Here is an 18,381-nt window from a genome sequence, read left to right on the forward strand (position 1 = left end):
CCTTTTTTGTTATCAATCAGGTAAATTAGAATACAAGCTCACCCACATGATTGATGTCATCGATTAGGCTAACCATTGACGATGTAATTGCTCACTATCACCTAGGTAATCTAATACCCAAGCCAATGCAGGTGACATTTGATCGTCATTCCAAGCTAAACAACAAGCACTAGGCTGTTTTACTTTATGCAGTTTTTTACACACTAATTGACCAGATTTAATCAAAGGTGCAGCCAAATGTTCAGGCATGTAACCAATCCCCAGTCCTTCAACAAAACAGTTAATTGCGCTGTGCCAGTCAGGCACCACTAACCGTCGCTGATTCGTTAACAACCAAGTGATCCGCTTGGGGATCTCACGGGAAGTATCTTCAAGACAAATAGATGGAAAACCTCGTAACTCATCATCACTTAGTGGACGCATTATCTTGGCTAATGGATGCCCTGCACTCACCACAAACAGCCAATCAATATTACCCATGTTAGTGTATTTGAATGTCCCGCCAACGGGATTTGCAGTTGTCGCACCAATGGCGATGTCACTTAAGCCTTTAGCAAGCGCTTCCCAAACACCGTTAAAAACTTCGATACGAATAATCAGTTCAACATCATGAAACTGTCTGTAAAAATCTGCGATTAATGCATGCATGCTGTCAGTTCTGGCAATATTATCTAGCGCAATAGATAACATAGGTTTCCACCCATTAGCGACTCTAAGGGTATCTCGTTTCATCAATTCCATCTCGCTAAGAAACTGACGAGCTTTGGCTGCAAAATGTTTTCCCGCAGGGGTTAGGCTAACGCTTCTATGGTGGCGAATAAATAGTTCAACCCCGAGTTCTGTTTCAATTTGCTTAACTGAATAGCTTATAGCAGACGGTACTTTATGCAGTTTTTTTGCTGCAGCAGTAAAACTGCCAGTTTGAGCAACAACATCAATTAGCTCAAATATTTGTTGTGAAAGCATATCTATTTAACTCATTTAATGGCGGTATTCATGGGATATAACAGGACAAAATGAATCATGTGCTAAGGGCATAATCGGATTCAATTATGCTTTACAATAAGCATCCAATCAAATTTTTTGATGACAGAATTCAAAAATAAACGTTTTAAGCTAATTAAGTAAACCATTAAGCTAACAGGCTTTATTGAAGCAACGAAAAAGACATGTTTAAAATGAGTAACAACGACCTAATAATTAACAAAAAAAACACTAACATTACATTTTACCTCTTCCTGTTTTATTTAGCCTTAATGAGTATGTTAGGTTTCATTGCTACCGACATGTACCTGCCATCATTCAAATCTATTGAAGGGACTTTTAATGCCAGCACTTCTGAAGTGGCCATATCGTTAACCAGCTTTTTGGCAGGACTTGCAATTGGACAGTTATTATATGGACCATTAGTCCATAAAATAGGTAAACGTAATTCACTGTTTATTGGCTTAAGCGTATTTATGTTGGCAAGTGCACTGATTGCACTCAGTGACAGTATGATGGCGATGAATATTGCCCGATTCTTCCAAGCGATTGGTGCTTGCAGTGCCGCAGTCATTTGGCAAGCGATTGTGATAGAACAATACCCAGCCGATAAAGCTCAAAATATTTTCTCTAATATTATGCCTTTAGTGGCATTATCTCCGGCATTGGCGCCCATTGCTGGCGCAATGATACTGAATAGTTTTGGCTGGCGCGCGGTGTTTATTAGTTTGTGTATTATAGCTGTACTGTTGATTGCCATGACCTCTATTTTTGTCCCCAAAGAAACTGTGAGCCTGCATAAAAGTAAGCCTAATATTGGCTATCAACAATTACTGGCTAATACACGATACTTAGGTAATGTGATCATTTTTGGCGCCTGTTCTGGTGCTTTCTTTGCTTACCTAACACTTTGGCCTGCGGTGATGGAACAGTATGGTTATGCTGCGACTGAAATTGGCTTAAGTTTTATACCTCAGACCATTATGTTTATTGTCGGTGGCTACTCGAGTAAGTTGCTGATTAAAAAGTGGGGAACTCAAGTCAGCTTGAACTGTTTACTTATTTTCTTTGGTTGTTGTGTTACAGCCATTTTTGTATCCAGCGTGATCCTCGATACTGAAACGATCTTACCACTGCTAGTTGCATTTTCATTACTCGCAGGAAGCAATGGCGGTATTTACCCGATTGTGGTTAATAATGCCCTGCAACAATTCAGCAATAACGCATCCAAAGCTGCTGGATTACAAAACTTTCTTCAAATCACCATCGCTTTTGGGGCATCAAGCTTGGTTGCCGTGTGGGCGAGTGCTGGCGATAATGCCATTGGTTGGGGAATCCTAGCCTGCTCCATTCTGGTTGTGGTAGGCCACTGTATTAAAAGTCATGATTCTTGGGCGAGCATTCGCGAGAATTTTACCTTTCCCGACCCGGCAAGACTATCTCAAGCTTTCACCAAACATGATCAATAACTGTGATGTGACGATAAAATAATCATCATATGATGGAGTTATAATTTGCCTATAACTTCATCATATTTTAGGTTGTTTATCGAACAATTTAACGCTAACGCTCATAGTCAAATTAACAATCACAAGGAAGTGATTGAATGACACAACACAACCGCTTGATAATGTCATTAGCAGTGGCATACAAATAAAGAAGCGGTTGCTTTGCACTTACGCCAACCAACGAGCTCTTTGCAAAAGACCATCAGCAAGTTCATTTCATCACCCATCCTTTACCCCATTTAGTTACCTAGACGATGGCCGTTTAAACGGTTTTTCAATCGATATTATTCAAGCGATGATGGAATATACCCAGTAAACAGCCAACATTGAAATATCCTCCCCCTTTAATCGAGCTTTTCAGTTATTGAAAGTCGCAACCAAACACGGCGTTGTTTGTCATTGCTAAAAGGCCGGAAAGAGAAGTAAACATGAAATGGGTAGGCCCCATTATTAGTAGCGAAGTGTATTTTTACCAAAAGCGTAATTACGGATTATCATTAGCAGATTTAGAAGACTTAAAACGAGTCCGAAATGTTGGCGCAGTGCTTGGTAATGCTGATCACCTACTTAGACTCCCAAGGCTTCACCAACCTAAGTACTGACAAATCCCAATTGCAATCGCTCAAAATGCGCAGTTACGGCAGAGTTGATGTTACACCTATGAGCGAGCTAGTGATGCCTTTTGGCAAAAGCAGCCGATATCGATATCAACTCAATAGAGCGTACTCCTATTAAGTTGTACGACTCTATCTTATATATCGCATTTTCAAACGACACTTCTGATGAGGTTATTGCACTATGGCAGTAAGTATTTGATGAGTTAACATCATCTGGGATGTACCAAACCATTTAGCAAGATTATTTTCCAACTGATACCGATTTTGCTAAACGATAACGGATCATTAATTTCCAATACATAACAACTGCAATAGATAGTTTTTACTATTGAATTTTCGTTACCCGCTAAATATGCTTAATGCAATCTCCCCAAAAGATCCTCTCTAAACCAAACTGACTAAGAATAAACAATGATTAACTTGTTACATCTAAGTAACAAATTTAATATAAAACCCAAAATAGCTTAAATGTATAATTTAATGAAATAAAACTCACTGAAAGGAATGTTCAGATGAAGGCGATGAAAGTCATACTCATTTCAATAGTCAGCGCGTTGGCGCTTTTTGGGTTAATGGCTATTTTATTGGGCTGGCTACTCAGTTCCATGTGCGGTAATAACGTTTACACCGAATCACTTTCATTAGATAAAATGTACAAGGCTGTTATCTTTGAAAGAAGTTGCGGCGGCACTTCTGGCCATTCAACCCAAGTATCAATCATAAAAGCTGACGAGCAACTGTGTGACAATTGCGCTGGCGACGTGCTCGTTGCCAATGGCCATCCTAACAACAATAAACTCAAATTAGTATGGCTGGCTCAACATGATTCACAAGGTCAACAACTGCAAATTCATATTCCAGCTGATATCGCAATTGAGACTCAAGAAACTACTTGGTCCTCTTGGTTTGACAGTATCGATATTTCCTACCCTGTATTTGACCATTACCCATTAGCCTGTGAACAAACGCCGCAACCTAAAGCGTGTCAGTTTGTGACAAATGATCAGAAACTTATTGATGTGTTAATCAAGTATGAAGGCTTTAAAAACCATAAAGCACTAGCTGTATCGGTTAACGATATGGGTAATGTTAGATATGGATACGGTTTTGGTTATGACTCAATGTTAAAAGCACAACGCAGAGCTTTAAAAGAGTGCACCAAAGGGACTAGTCCTACTCATGTAAAGTGTGAGTTAATCCGCTAAGGAGACCGAATGCGATTTGACCGTCGGCTACACAAAGTACATTGAATTGATAATTAAAAAATCGATGTCTGTTACGACCGCTTCTGCACTCGTTTTAGCTTATCAGTCAATCAGCAACAAGTTTATAGTCGGCTACTGCTGTTAAGCCCATGGCGCAAACAGCACATAATAATTAATAACATCCCCTACAATTTAACCATTAGGTGGTTTGTACTGTGGCGTTCAAGCTTAACGCCAGCTCAACCATCTCCTCAACGTCCATCCATCTCAGAGCTATTACCGCAACGGCGAAGAAAATCCATTGTGATAGCGATCTATGCCGGATTAATAAGCGCGATTAAACTCACGTTGGTGATATTGAGCTATTCTAACCTCATATAAATATCGCACCTCACAACCATTAACCCACGGCCTATTTTAGTGTAAACTCGAGCTCATCTTTTTAACCTGTTAAAAGCATCACTACATGACTCAAGCCTTGTTTTACCTTATGCCTGATAATCATAATCAAATGAGTGCATTAGATGCGCTGTATTTAGCTGCGTGCAGGTTAGCTGAACAACAATATCGCCAACAAAAAACCGTCTACATTCACTGCAAAGACAAACAGCAAGCGTATGCAATTGACGAATTACTGTGGCAATTTGAGCCCAACGCTTTTGTACCACACAACTTAAAAGGTGAAGGCCCGATAACGGGTGCACCTGTGGAAATTGGTTTTGATACCTTAGGGCCAAATAAAAGTCGCCAAGTTCTGATTAATCTTGCAGACCAAATGCCCAGTTTTGCGGTAAACTTGCCCCATATTATCGATTTTGTCGCTAATGATGACGAACTCAAGCGCATTGCTCGCAATCGCTACCGTCAATATCAGAATGTAGGCATTACGCCCAGCACTCAAACATTAGCTGAATAAACACTTAATTTAGATAGAGAACATAACGCTCCTATGGAAAAAACATACAACCCAAAGTCTATCGAACAAGCCCTTTACCAAAACTGGGAAGAGCAAGGTTACTTCAAGCCGCATGGTGATGAATCAAAAGGCAATTACTGCATCATGATCCCGCCACCGAATGTAACCGGTAGCTTGCACATGGGTCATGCCTTCCAAGATACCATCATGGATACCCTTACCCGCTTTGAGCGCATGAAAGGTAAAAATACCTTGTGGCAAGTCGGCACCGACCACGCAGGTATCGCGACGCAAATGTTAGTTGAGCGTAAGCTTGAAGCCGAAGAAGGTAAAACTCGTCATGATTTAGGCCGTGACGCTTTTATTGATAAAGTGTGGGACTGGAAAGAACAGTCTGGTGGCACGATTACCAAACAGCTTCGCCGCATGGGCGCATCAGTTGACTGGGATCGCGAACGTTTCACTATGGATGAAGGCTTATCAAAAGCGGTTCAAGAAGTGTTTGTTCGCCTGTACGATGATGAATTGATTTATCGTGGTAAGCGCCTAGTTAACTGGGATCCAAAGCTACACACCGCCATTTCAGATCTGGAAGTTGAAAACAAAGAGAAGCAAGGCCACATGTGGCATTTTCGCTATCCTTTGGCCCAAGGCGCATTAACTAGCGATGGTAAAGATTACCTAGAAGTCGCCACGACTCGCCCAGAAACCATGCTAGGTGACAGCGCAGTAGCCGTGCATCCAGATGATGAACGTTATCAGTCATTAATTGGTAAATTCATTCTATTGCCTGTCGTAAACCGTTTAGTACCGATTGTTGCCGACGATTATGTCGACATGGAATTTGGTACTGGTTGTGTGAAAATCACTCCAGCCCATGACTTTAACGACTATGAAGTTGGTAAACGTCATCAACTGCCTATGTACAACATCTTCACCTTAGATGCCGCAGTACGTAGTTTTGTTGAAGTGATTAACACTGATGGCACCCCAAACAAAGACATCGAAATGGCCTTACCAGAGCGTTATGCTGGCCTGGATCGTTTTAAAGCCCGTGATGCTATCGTGGCTGAATTTGACAGCTTAGGTCTACTTGAGAAAGTTGCTCCGCACGGCTTAAAAGTGCCTTATGGCGATCGCTCAGGTGTGGTAATTGAACCATTATTAACCGACCAGTGGTACGTGGCCGTGCAGTCAATGGCCAAAACGGCGATTGAAGCGGTTGAAAATGGCGACATCAAATTTGTACCGCAACAATACGAAAATATGTACTTCTCGTGGATGCGCGATATTAAAGACTGGTGTATTTCACGCCAACTTTGGTGGGGACACCGAATTCCAGCTTGGTACGATGAAAACGGTAAAGTCTACGTTGGCCGTAACGAAGCTGAAGTCCGCGCTAAACACAAATTTGCCGACTCAGTAGTATTACGTCAAGACGATGACGTGTTAGACACTTGGTTTAGCTCGGCATTATGGACTTTCTCAACCTTAGGTTGGCCTGACAACTTAGAAGACTTAAAAACCTTCCACCCAACCGACGTGTTGGTCACAGGTTTTGACATCATCTTCTTCTGGGTTGCGCGGATGATCATGATGACCATGCACTTCATTAAAGATGAAGATGGCAAGCCACAAGTACCATTTAAAACCGTTTACGTTACCGGTCTTATCCGTGACGAAGTCGGCAATAAAATGTCAAAGTCTAAAGGTAACGTCCTTGATCCATTAGACATGATTGACGGTATCGAGCTTGAAACCTTAGTTGAAAAGCGTACTGGCAACATGATGCAGCCGCAACTGGCGGCAAAAATTGAAAAAAGTACCCGTAAAGAGTTTGCCGACGGCATCGAAGCTCATGGTACCGATGCACTGCGCTTTACCTTAGCTGCAATGGCTTCAACCGGCCGCGACATCAACTGGGACATGAAACGTCTTGATGGTTACCGCAGTTTCTGTAACAAGTTATGGAATGCGTCACGTTACGTGTTAATGAACACTGAAGTGCAGACCGATCCAGATAGCGATGAAGCTGGCGAGCCTTTAGATTGCGGTCAACTATTAGTTGATGGCAAACCAGGTGCGATGGAATTGTCGCTAGCCGATCGTTGGATCATTGGTTTATTTAACCAAACCGTGAAAACCGTTGAAGACCATATGGCAGCTTACCGTTTCGACTTAGCCGCTAACACCTTATACGAGTTCACTTGGAATCAATTCTGTGACTGGTATTTAGAATTAACCAAGCCAGTTATGCAAAATGGCACTGAAGCGCAAATGCGCGGCACTCGCCACACTTTGGTCAATGTGCTTGAAAAAATGCAGCGTTTAATGCATCCATTTATGCCGTACATTACCGAAACGATTTGGCAACGCGTTAAACCGTTAGCTGGCGTCACTGGTGACACCATCATGCTAGCATCGTTCCCAACTTATCAAGCAGATCAAGTTGATGCGACCGCGATGGCCGATCTTGAATGGGTTAAGCAAGTGATTGTAGCGGTACGTAATATTCGTGCAGAGCTTAATATAGCCCCATCAAAGCCGCTTAATGCGTTACTGCGTGGTGTCAGCTACGAAGATCGTATACGTCTTGAAGCAAACCAAACATTCTTTGCTAGTTTGGCTAAACTTGAGACGATGACTATTTTAGCGGAAGGTGAAACGGCGCCAATGTCGAGTACTCAGTTAGTCGGCAATATGGAGCTATTAATCCCAATGGCAGGTTTGATCGATGTTGGCGCCGAAATGGCCCGTATCGATAAACAACTAGAAAAGCTTGCTCAAGAAATTGCCCGTATTGAAGGTAAATTATCTAATCAAGGTTTTGTGGCTAAAGCCCCTGCGGCAGTTATAGATAAAGAACGCGCTAAGATGGCAGATTTAACTCGTGACATTGAAAAATTAAACGAACAAAAAGTCGAATTAGCTAAGATTTAACTGAAAGCCTCTATTTACCTTGAGGTTTACTCAGTTTACACAAAACGTTCTATAAAAAACCAGCGAGTAATTCGCTGGTTTTTTATCTTTGTTGATGTGACTCATGGCAATAATTAACGCTTTATTTTGTTCAAAATTGAAACTTTGATATCTCACTTTACATTTTTGGTGTATAAGCTTCGGCCAATATCATCATTCTATTTTATGGGCTAAAACCATGTCTGATAAATTCTTTTTTAAAGGTCGTCAAACCCCTAAGCCAGCTTATGGCGAAAGTGGTTATAACACCAAGCGCACAGCTAAACCTGGTACAGAAGCATTACCGCTTAAGTTGTCTGTGCAAACCGAGGCGCGTAAAACGGAAGTTGCCGCAATGGTTGCTGAAAAACAACTCTTTGCCAATATCACTATTGATGCTGACAAGCCTGAAAACATTATCGAATTAAGTGGTTTATTGAATAAACCTAAAACGGTAAAGTCTGAAGCTAAGCCTAATCGCAATGATGCTTGTCCTTGTGGCAGTGGTAAAAAGTACAAAAAGTGTTGTGGTGCCTAAACCATAACAACAAGCTTAGCCCTGAGTATTTGCATTTCTATCTCAACATCCAAATGAGAATGGCCGTTAAGCAGTTATAGACTTTTAAGCTGTTACGAGCCAATGATTAAATAAAAAAGCGGATCATTTGATCCGCTTTTTTATTGGTTTTGGATATTTCTGCAGAACTTAGGTAAAGTGTCAGCCTTTGTTATAAAAATGATATAGAACATAAAATAAAAGGGTGACTTATGAGCACTAATTCACATTCAGGCAACGATCTGAGTGAAGTAAAACAATTGGGAATGTGGGCCTCTATCACCAGTCTTGGCTATATATTTTGGCTCGTTGGCGGCATGGAGCTGGTTGAACGTATCGCCTATTATGGCGTCAAGGCCAGTGCAGGCTTATACGCTAAATCTCCGGTGTCACAAGGCGGTTTAGGCATCGACTTGCACGACTACGGTATTATTCTTGCTGTTTGGGCAATGCTACAAACCTTTATTCCTGTTATCACTGGCGGAATTTCTGATCGTGTCGGATATAAAGAGACTATCTTTGTGTCCACGATTATAAAAATTTCGGGTTATCTCACCATGGCTTTACTGCCCAATTTTTGGGGTTTCCTTATTGGTGCGATGTTACTCGCTGCAGGTACAGGGGTCTTTAAACCCGGTATACAAGGCACTTTAGTGCTGTCGACAAAACGCGAGAACACCTCTATGGCTTGGGGGATTTTCTACCAGGTCGTTAACATTGGTGGCTTTCTCGGCCCATTGGTGGCGGTGCACATGCGTCAGCTATCTTGGGACAACGTCTTTTATGCTTGCGCCGCGATAATCTCATTTAACTTCTTATTTTTACTGGCTTATAAAGAACCGGGTAAAGCTGATCGCATAGAGCGTGCACGCCAAGTAAAGTCAGGAGAACGGCAACAAGAAGCCCTGTGGAAAGATGCCTTAAGAGAACTTAAAAAACCGATAGTAATTTACTACATGCTGGTGTTTGCTGGTTTTTGGTTTTTATATAATTCACTGTTTGACGTATTACCGATCCACATTGCCGAGTGGGTTGATACTAGCGTTATTGTCACCTCGCTATTTGGCCCTGAAGGCACCAGTAACGGCATATTACAGTTCTGGTTGGGATTAAATAATGACGGAACTAAGGTTATGCCAGAAGGCATGCTAAACCTGAACGCCGGTATGATCATGACCACCTGTTTTTTAGTGGCCGCGTTTACCGCAAAATACCGGATCACCACCACTATGCTATTTGGCTGCATCTTAAGTATTGCCGCGATTATGTTAGTGGGCGTATTTAATGCGGCATGGATGATTGTGCTGGCAATTGTGATGTTTTCTTTCGGTGAAATGATGATTAGCCCAAAGAAAAACGAGTTTATGGGTAATATTGCCCCTGAAGGCAAAAAAGCCATGTACTTAGGCTTTGTCATGTTGCCGCAAGGGATTGGTTGGACATTAGAAGGCTACTTTGCCCCTAAGCTTTACCAAATTTACGCCTCTAAAGAGATCATCTCTCGAAATGAACTGGTTAGCCGTGGCATGAGCCAAGTAGATGTTGATAGCATTCCGCAAGGTGAAGCCTTTATGCGCTTAGTCGACTTTACTGGCATTGAAGCACAACCCCTAACTCATATGCTTTATGAAGCCAATAATATCGGCATGGCTTGGTATATTATCGGTGCGATTGGGATTATTTCTGCGGTGGGTATTTTTATCTATGGAAAATGGTTATTGACCATGCAACGCCAACAAGCAGCGTAATTAAACAGATGGCATAACACTTACCAGTAGGTTTATGTTGATGAATAAAAAGGGAAGCAGCAATGCTTCCCTTTTGCTTTCTTGTCCTAAATACATTGGTCGTTTTTAATCAACACCTAAGAAAACGGCCCTGTAGTTAACGTCAATCTTATTAACCCTGTTCTCATTAGCGACTCTGTTTATTGCCTATTTGTCGCTACTGTACCTCAAATGGCATCCGAAAAATAACAGACGAGAGCCTGTAACCTCAACAACTTACAGGTTTATGTATCCGGTTAATGAAGCCATAGTCTGTTGTAGGTAAACACCGCCACGCTTCATGATGCAATTAAGGTCAATACGGCATTAACCTTAATTCAGTGGCCAATTAAATAGCGATAACTCAAGCTGCTAGCTTTCAGAATTGATTGAGTTGATTAGATTGAGTTGGTTAGATTGAATTGGATTGAGTCGAATTGAACTGGGCTGGATTAAATCTAATCAGCTTGGATAGCTATTTTTTCGAGTAGTAATACTGATAACGGATGAGCATTAAGTGCTTATACCCTGATAGATAAAATGAATAAAAAAAGGAGGCATTGCTGCCTCCTTCTTACTTACTTTCTTAAGTGATGATTAAGAAGTTATTTTATAACTAGTGCGCTGCACCTGAGTGAACTTTATCAAGACCATAAGTTTTACCTTCAGCATGACAAGTCGCACAAGACTCAATTGGTACACCGGCAGCAGACATTACGTTATCACCAGTAACTGTCGCACCATTACTCTTGAAGTGAGCTAGAGCAGCAGGACCAGAGTGAGCGTGACAACTACGACATGCTTCAGCGACAGGAGAAATAAATTCGCCACCACTGATTGCAATTGCAGTTCTACCAGATGTTAACGTACCAGTACCAGAGAAGAATGGCATAGCATCTCCCGCAGCATTGGCATCTTTATGACAAGCTTGGCAATTTGTTTTAGTTGCAGGATAGTTAACCCAAGTTTCACCATCTGTACCTAAGTAAATGCCAGCACCAGTGCTACCTGCAAACAAACCACTGTGGAAACGGTGAGCAACAGTAACTAAGTCACGATTGGTATAAGTTAATCCTTCAACCACTTCAAACGTAGGTTCGCCATCAGCATCTACACCAGCTTGCTTGTAAACATCAGCATGATATGAACCTGCATAGTTGTTGTTATGACAATCAGCACATTGTGTAAAGTTAGTCACACCATGGTTAGGTGATTTAATGTGAGACAAGTTGCCATGACAAGCATTACATTTAGCTTCATCAGCCGTTGTACGGTCGTTACCAGCCTGTGTAGGTGAGGTATAAGCTGTCAACTCAGGACTAACGAAACGTAGATTGTCCTCAGTTAATACGCCTTTAGCCGCAACTGCATCAAACATAAAGAACTTAGTCACTATGTTTGCTGGAACAGGTACATCACAAGCACCAGTATCGGTACCTGCACCTTCAGCTAGTTTGGTATTAACAACAACCATATCGGTCGTTGTATTGCCACACATGTTCATTTCAGAAGAAACTGAAAGTATTTTGCCGTCTAACTGGTTAGGGTTAAGTGCTTTAGTTAAGGTTAACTTGCCACTTTGAACCACGAACATTTCAGGATTAGAAGCAGTATTGATACTTAAGCCACGCACATAATCGCCATTGCTATCAAGTGTACCGATTAAAATATCATCGCCTGCTTTAGCTTTGTTTAAGTACTGGGTTAAATCAGTACCATCAGCCGCAACCGCACCATTTAATTTAACATCAATGATGACAGTTAATACGTCTGATGCGACTTCAGCTGAAGCGACTTCTAGTACCAAACCATTTTCAAAGGCTGCACGGCGGTCAACGCTGTGAGCTTGCATTGGGCTTAAACTACCAGCGCCATGACAACCTGAACAATTCGCGTCACTTGCTGGCACAATACCTCTGTGATTTTCACCAGTCTTTAAGTTCACATTGACGTGACATGACAAACAGGCTTCTGCATAGATATTGTCGTTCCACTGGGTGCCATTATCATGACAAACAGTACATTCGTTTAACTCAGCAGGAAATCCGATTCCACCAAACATATCTTTGGCTTCACCAGTTAGAGAGTCAGCAATATGATGACCCGCATGAATGGTATGGATCATGGCATTGAAGTTGACGTTAAAACCAACTGCAGGGTCGTCTTGTCCACCAGCATAAGCAGGATTATGACAAGCTACACAATTTTCAACTTTTTGGTAATTATGATGAGCACCAATGTTGCTAATGCGCATATCAGTATCAGCGTAACCTTCCATTGGGCTATGACATTTAATACATGCAGCATTAGACACTGAGTCTTTTGCAGAAATAGCAAGTTCGCCAGTAGCAGGAATAAAATCAACCGGAGTTGATAAAATCTTATCACTTACTGCTGTACCATCAGCCATAGTAACGTCATAAACACGGATCATCACCCGCACTAAATCGTTTGCATCACCACTTGCTAGTACCACAGGCGCATTACCATCATGTGCCCAAGAACCAGTATAAGTACCTGGGTTAGCAGGATCTTCAACTAATGTACATGCATCAACGACAGACCCATCACGTGCTGTCGTACTACCCTCTAAATTACAATACATGCTGCTACCAAAATCATTAGCAAGTGCATGGTTTGTCCATAACATTGGCGCACCAGTGTCAGTAGTATTCGCTGATTGACTGGTCACATATAACGCTACTCTCTCGAGTCCTGAATATGGAACGTCCGCTCCGCCACTTCCTTTACCTGTTGCAGTAAATTTGAGGCTAAAAGGATCTGCACCTACTACTACAATATCTGTAGGAGCCAGTGTTAAGGTAAAGTCATAGGCATTTTCAACTGTTGTAACGACTGAACCAGCTGGTGTACCTGGAGTTCCATCAGCACCCGGTGCACCAGGAGTACCTGCTTCACCTTGGGCACCATCACTGCCATCAGATCCACAACCTGTCACACCTAATGCAGCAATAAACGCTGCAGCAAGTAAGGTTCTATTATATTTTTTCATTTTAAATCCCCCGATTTAAATTTGTAGGTTTTACACTTATAAAGTATAGGGAAATAGGACAAAACACCCGCGCGCTGTAACAAACCTGTGAAGCTTGGTTGCAAATTCGTTAACAGGAATCGATAATTTTAGTTTTGAGTATCCATAAAAACGAAACTGCCAATTACAGATTATGTAACCATAAAGAGGTAGTTGAGGGTGAGTAAAATACAAATGAAAATAAGAGGATAAATAAAAAACCGTAACACATTGAATTTAAGCGTTAATATATAAAAAAAGATCCAGATCACACGTTAATCATGCTGGATCTTATTTCATAAAATGATAAATACTTATATCAACAATGACTTAGTGATATCAATTATCATTTGCTTGGTCTCTAACGAGTAACGACGATAATGCTCTGCACGCTCAATTAAACAATAACTTGGCATCGCCATAACGCTGTTAAGCTTATTAAATTCACTGTCGGGTAGTTTCTCTACTCGCAGTTGTGGAATTTGCTGTGCAAACGAACCTTCATTGCAAATCGTTATCGCCAAACTGTCCATGGTGAGCATGTGCCAATACCAATCCTCAAGCTTAGCAACGCACTCTATATCTTCGATGAACAACCCGTTGGTTTGACAATAAAGCTCTAAAGGATCAATACGGCAGTTAAAACCTTTGCAACTTAAATACACAATTGAATGTTGAATGATATTTTCTAATTTAATCTCGTCAACACTAGTCCAAAATTCATGGTTAACATTACCCACTACACAAAAAGACTTCACATTGGCAATTGGGGAAGCCTCTAGGCCATGAGCATTCTGAGTATCAAAGCCAATGCCAAAATCGAGCTCACCATTATAAATCAACTCTTCGGTGTCAACTTGCCAGCTATGAAGGCTCACCTTACCGATAACATTACGAGGTAATTTACTGAGTGCAATGGCGACGCTGGTAATAATACTGGGCGAGACAGCGATATGTAGAATGGGCATTTGATGGTGATTTTGGCTTTCGTCTGCCACACGCTCAATTTTACTTACCATGTCACACAATTGACATACTGGCTGATACAAGCGCTCAGCTAATGGAGTTGGTTTTAATCCCTGTTGGCGACGAAAAAACAACTCATCATTAAAAATCACTCTTAACGATGTTAAACATCGACTAATTTTAGGTGCAGATACCGCAAGCTCTTTGGCGGCAAAGTTAGCAAAGCCAGTCTCGTAAATAAGCTTAAACACCAACAAACTAAATACGTCTAATTCGCTGACTTTTTTTAATGCTTGAATATCCACATATCACCTAATCTGCTGTAATGAGGCGATTAAATTAACATGTATTCAAATAATAAAAATTGATCTAGTGCTGAAAAACGCTATCAACTTCAGCTTTTGTTAATGCACGAAACTCGCCAGCTAACAAAGTGTGATCCAGCACAATATCGCCAACAGATTCGCGATGTAGCGCAACTACCGGATTACGAAAACGACCAAACATACGTTTAATTTGATGGTACTTACCTTCACGCAACACTACCCGAGCTTGATGACTAGATAAAAGCATCAATTGTGCCGGTAACGTAGTGATATTTTCATACTCAAAATACATCCCATTCGCAAAGGCCTCAACATATGCTTGATCCAGCGGATTGGCTAAGGTGACTAAGTACTTTTTGTCGACTTTATGATCTGGAGCCATCAAGGCCTCCGACCATTTAGCGTCATTGGTGAGCAATAATAACCCAGTAGAATGTAAATCTAATCGCCCAGCTATATGCAGCATCTCAGTATTAATGCCCGTCATTAGCCCCAATGCCGTCGGATGCTTATCGTCAATAGTGGCACTGACCACTCCGTCAGGCTTATTAAGCATATAGTAGCGTTTTTGATAATGACGTAGCACCACACCATTACACTCAATATGAGTAAACTCATCAATTTGTAAATCTAGTGACTTAGCAAATTGACCATCAACACGCACTTTATTGTTGATTAATAGTTCGCGCACGGCTTTTTTAGGGATCTGTAACGTGCCAGCAATAAATTGATCGAGTCGACCTCGTTTAGACACCATAAAACTTCACCAATATAGAATGATACCAATTTGTTTAAGAATACCTTATTCTGTTAAAAGGCAAAAACATTAAGGAGTAACATGCTTTCGCAACCTGCTAGTACAGTTTTGCGCTCAGATATGACTAGCGCCGAATTAAAACAGGCGATTAAGTCACTGGATCAACATTTACAAGATAACATTTTTCAGAGTGCCATTAACGACACCTTGAATAAGCGATCGCAGTTTTTCGATGCACTATTATGCCAACTCTGGCACCCCTTCGAATTAGACCCTGCGCGTATATCGCTTAATGCTGTTGGTGGTTATGGCCGCCAAACCTTACACCCTTTCTCCGATATCGATATCTGTGTTATCCATGATGGCCAATTAACACCTAACGAAGCGGCCGCTATCAGCCAATTCCTTACCCAACTATGGGATGTAAACCTTGATTTAGGTCACGCAGTTCGCAGCTTAGACGACACATATCAAGCCTGTAAAGACGACGTAACCATTGCAACCAGTTTACTGGAAATCCGCCATTTATCCGGTAACCATCACCATCAGCAACAAGTTCTCAATGCCCTTTACGGCCAAGAGTTATGGCAAAGCCAAACGTTTTTCAATGCCAAACTCAGTGAACAGCAAGAGCGTCATGCCAAAGCACAAGGTACCTCATACAGCATTGAGCCCAACCTTAAAACCAGCCCTGGGGGAATGCGCGATATTCAAACCCTTACCTGGGTTGCTCGCAAGCATTTCGGCGTATCCAGCATGCAATCACTTCGACGCTTTGGTTTTTTAACCAATGATGAATATGCTGAATTAATGGAATGCCAACACTTTTTATTTAGGGTGCGCTTTGCCTTGCATCAATCAGCCCAGCGTGGTGAAAATCGTTTGTTGCTGCAATACCAAGCTGAAGTGGCAAAATTAATGGGTTTTGGTGATGGTATGCCCATCGGCGAAAGCGGCAATATTGCTATCGAAAAAATGATGCGCCAGCTGTTTCGCGCCATGAAGCGCATCGGCGAATTAAACAAAATTTTAATGGCCTATTTCCAGCGAGAAATTATTCCAGAGCTCAATCCACACATTATTGTGATTAACGAGAATTTTGAAATTGTCGATAAATACATTCATGTTCGAGATGAAACCGTGTTTATCGATCGCACCCAGATTATGGCGTTATTTGAATTTATCGCGATTCATCACGACAAAATTATCGGTATTACCGCAGAAACGCTACGTTCACTGCGCCAAGTGAGACGCCGCTTAATGGGCGACTTACAAGACTTTCAGCTGTGTCGTGAACAATTTAAAGCGATATTTGTTCACCCTCAAGGCATGGGACTGGCGATTACCTTAATGCATCAGCACGGTATTTTAGCGTCTTATTTGCCGCAATGGCGTGAAGTCGTTGGCCAGATGCAGTTTGATTTATTCCATGCCTATACTGTTGATGAACACACCCACAAAGTGCTTAAAAATATTTACACTTACGGCCACGACATCAAAACCTTAGATAAGGATCTCACATTAGCAGCTGATATTTATCAAAAAATGTCCAATAAATCGACACTCTTGTTTGCCGCATTATTCCATGATTTAGCCAAAGGACGCGGCGGAGATCATAGTGAATTAGGCGCTGTCGATGCCAGTTTATTCGCCAAGTTCCATGGTTTAAAAGCCTCACAAGAAAGACTCATTTGCTGGTTAGTAGAACATCATTTATTAATGTCTATTACCTCACAACGCATGGACATCTACGATCCTGAAGTGGTCAATGCTTTTGCCAAAAAAGTCGGCACATTAGCCCGTTTAGATGCTCTATATTGCCTTACCATTGCAGATATTCAGGCAACCAATGATGATCTGTGGAATGACTGGAAAGCATCACTGCTAAAAGACTTATATTTTGTCACCCGCAAAGCACTTCGAAGTGGTTTTGAAAATATTCTGCAACTGCGAACCTTAGTGCGAGAGCACAAACAAGAAGCGCTCAATTTATTGGTTGATGAAAACAACAGCGAAGAGATTAAAAAATTATGGCGTCGATTGCCTATCGCCTTTTTCAGTAATGCCGAAGCTGATGATATCGCCCGCTATACCCAAGCAATGATTAATCACGATCTTGCGCCAGCGACAGATAATCAATACAACACCCTTATTTTACTCGACGATGTGGTGGTAAAAGGCTGCAGTGATGTGTTTGTTTACACCAAAGACCGCCACGGCTTATTTGTAAAATTATTCAATACCTTAGCAACATTACGCATTTCGGTTAAACAAGCACAAATTGCCCGCACTAAAGATGGCTATGTGGTCGAGTCATTTAAGGTACTCGACTTCGATGAAAAACCCATCACTAGCGAGCAACGCCGCAAACAAGTTATTGATAAGTTACATCAAGTACTTGATCAGGGCATTACTTTATCGAAAAAGCGTCAGTCCAGACGGCATCAAAGTTTTGATAATCAACCTAACATCGAATTTTTGCATTCACGCAAATCGACTCGTAGTTTAGTTAATGTATCCGCACTAGACACCAGTGAATTTATGGAACAAATTGCCAGTGCGTTCAGGGAATTGGATTTAAATATTCATTCGGCCACCATCAGTACGGTCGGCGAACGTGCAGACAATGTGTTTTTATTATCCAATAAAGACGATCAACAATTAACCCCAGAACAACAGCAGCAATTGTCGGCAACATTAATGCAAGCGATTACCGCCAAACAATAGCAAGGCTTATAAACCAGTAAGTGTATAAGAATATGATTCAATAATGTTGATTTACTGGGTCATG

General features: G+C 41.5%; 13 protein-coding genes. 9 read left to right on the plus strand and 4 right to left on the minus strand.

Annotation, left to right across the window (positions count from 1 at the left end; genetic code table 11):
* Nucleotides 1-63: 63 nt before the first annotated feature.
* The gene (gene punR / locus H5114_RS02315; RefSeq protein ID WP_182722071.1) at nucleotides 64-966 is read right to left on the minus strand and encodes a DNA-binding transcriptional activator PunR; all 903 of its coding nucleotides are present in this window, start codon (nucleotides 964-966) and stop codon (nucleotides 64-66) included.
* 212 nt (nucleotides 967-1,178) lie between these two features.
* Here punR and punC point away from each other — a divergent pair, with 212 nt between their 5' ends.
* From punC to H5114_RS02355, 8 genes are all read left to right on the plus strand, one after another.
* Nucleotides 1,179-2,453 (plus strand): purine nucleoside transporter PunC, encoded by a 1,275-nt coding sequence (punC, locus tag H5114_RS02320; RefSeq protein WP_404948335.1) that lies wholly within the window; start codon nucleotides 1,179-1,181, stop codon nucleotides 2,451-2,453.
* A 133-nt stretch (nucleotides 2,454-2,586) separates the two neighbouring features.
* The gene (locus tag H5114_RS02325; RefSeq protein ID WP_182722073.1) at nucleotides 2,587-2,808 is read left to right on the plus strand and encodes a hypothetical protein; all 222 of its coding nucleotides are present in this window, start codon (nucleotides 2,587-2,589) and stop codon (nucleotides 2,806-2,808) included.
* A gap of 112 nt (nucleotides 2,809-2,920) precedes the next feature.
* Entirely contained in the window at nucleotides 2,921-3,094 is a 174-nt protein-coding gene (locus H5114_RS02330; RefSeq protein ID WP_182722074.1) for a hypothetical protein, read from the plus strand.
* Nucleotides 3,095-3,621: 527 nt separating this feature from the next.
* Nucleotides 3,622-4,314: a hypothetical protein gene (locus H5114_RS02335; protein ID WP_182722075.1), complete on the plus strand. Its 693-nt coding sequence runs from the start codon at nucleotides 3,622-3,624 to the stop codon at nucleotides 4,312-4,314.
* A 466-nt stretch (nucleotides 4,315-4,780) separates the two neighbouring features.
* Nucleotides 4,781-5,230 carry a DNA polymerase III subunit chi gene (locus tag H5114_RS02340; protein WP_182722076.1) on the plus strand — a complete coding sequence of 150 codons (450 nt, stop codon included), beginning with the start codon at nucleotides 4,781-4,783 and terminating at the stop codon, nucleotides 5,228-5,230.
* A gap of 33 nt (nucleotides 5,231-5,263) precedes the next feature.
* Nucleotides 5,264-8,170 carry a valine--tRNA ligase gene (locus tag H5114_RS02345; RefSeq protein WP_182722077.1) on the plus strand — a complete coding sequence of 969 codons (2,907 nt, stop codon included), beginning with the start codon at nucleotides 5,264-5,266 and terminating at the stop codon, nucleotides 8,168-8,170.
* A 217-nt stretch (nucleotides 8,171-8,387) separates the two neighbouring features.
* Complete coding sequence (locus H5114_RS02350) at nucleotides 8,388-8,726, plus strand: PBPRA1643 family SWIM/SEC-C metal-binding motif protein (protein ID WP_124015643.1); 339 nt, start codon at nucleotides 8,388-8,390, stop codon at nucleotides 8,724-8,726.
* A gap of 230 nt (nucleotides 8,727-8,956) precedes the next feature.
* Nucleotides 8,957-10,492, plus strand: coding sequence for an MFS transporter (locus tag H5114_RS02355; RefSeq protein ID WP_124015642.1), 1,536 nt, complete (start codon nucleotides 8,957-8,959; stop codon nucleotides 10,490-10,492).
* 634 nt (nucleotides 10,493-11,126) lie between these two features.
* Here the strand turns inward: H5114_RS02355 and H5114_RS02360 are convergent.
* The 3 genes from H5114_RS02360 to H5114_RS02370 all read right to left on the minus strand — a co-directional run bounded on the left by H5114_RS02360 (nucleotide 11,127) and on the right by H5114_RS02370 (nucleotide 15,590).
* Nucleotides 11,127-13,523: an OmcA/MtrC family decaheme c-type cytochrome gene (locus H5114_RS02360; RefSeq protein ID WP_182722078.1), complete on the minus strand. Its 2,397-nt coding sequence runs from the start codon at nucleotides 13,521-13,523 to the stop codon at nucleotides 11,127-11,129.
* 332 nt (nucleotides 13,524-13,855) lie between these two features.
* On the minus strand, nucleotides 13,856-14,812 hold the full coding sequence (locus H5114_RS02365; RefSeq protein WP_124015640.1) for a LysR family transcriptional regulator: 957 nt from the start codon (nucleotides 14,810-14,812) through the stop codon (nucleotides 13,856-13,858).
* Between the two features lie 64 nt (nucleotides 14,813-14,876).
* Entirely contained in the window at nucleotides 14,877-15,590 is a 714-nt protein-coding gene (locus tag H5114_RS02370) for a 16S rRNA pseudouridine(516) synthase (RefSeq protein ID WP_182697824.1), read from the minus strand.
* A gap of 81 nt (nucleotides 15,591-15,671) precedes the next feature.
* Here H5114_RS02370 and glnD point away from each other — a divergent pair, with 81 nt between their 5' ends.
* Entirely contained in the window at nucleotides 15,672-18,317 is a 2,646-nt protein-coding gene (glnD, locus tag H5114_RS02375; RefSeq protein ID WP_124015638.1) for a [protein-PII] uridylyltransferase, read from the plus strand.
* Nucleotides 18,318-18,381 lie beyond the last annotated feature (64 nt).

The organism is Shewanella sp. SR43-8, from assembly GCF_014163775.1.
GTDB classification, from domain to species: domain Bacteria; phylum Pseudomonadota; class Gammaproteobacteria; order Enterobacterales; family Shewanellaceae; genus Shewanella; species Shewanella vesiculosa.